This window comes from Vibrio variabilis (assembly GCF_003263785.1).
Lineage (GTDB): Bacteria > Pseudomonadota > Gammaproteobacteria > Enterobacterales > Vibrionaceae > Vibrio > Vibrio variabilis.
In genome coordinates this window covers 1-624 of the sequence record NZ_JYJK01000081.1, presented here as the reverse complement: position 1 = coordinate 624, position 624 = coordinate 1, and the positions used below count along the sequence as shown (strand labels likewise).

1 pseudogene is annotated in these 624 nt (G+C 39.1%); it reads right to left on the bottom strand.

Annotated elements, in window-relative coordinates:
* Positions 1-486: 486 nt before the first annotated feature.
* A pseudogene (locus TZ48_RS13835) lies at positions 487-624 on the bottom strand (IS5/IS1182 family transposase); the annotation flags it as partial.

The window sequence follows — 624 nt, the reverse complement described above, 5'->3', positions numbered from 1 at the left end:
ATGAGGCTACAAGGATTGATGAGTGTAGCCGATCAGATCGTAACTTCCTGATTTAGTTCCATCGAATTACGCAACAAAGCCAGTTAGAGGTTGAGTTGCAAGCTACTGATCGTGTTGAAAGTAGAAAGACCATCGAATGATGGTCTTTCACGAATAGTTATTTTGTTTTGTTAAAGAATTTCAACAAAGAGGTAAACACCCCTAGATAATTTAATAGACAAAGTACAATCAAAAAAACAAACGTTACTAGCGGTGTAGATATACTCCAACTATTTTCAATAGATAAGGATAAAATGACAATGAATATTGCAAAAACTAATACAAAATACTTGCCTGATAAAAACTTCATTAGTTTCCTCCACATGCAGTTACAGTTACTTCGCAGCCTTGATATCCCCCTCCGGCGAGGTTGCCCCAAGACTTACCCAACAGGGCTTTGTTGCTTAATTCGGTGAGAACACATGGTAGCCCCATATTGTTTAGTTCTTATACAACATACTGAGTTTCAGGCATACCAAGCCCTGTAAGCTTGTTCAGCGCTTTAATCATTGCGTAAGTCTCACCAACCTGAGCGTTGTAATTTCGGATGCTGAGTTAACCACCCAACAACTGTTTCACTCGATG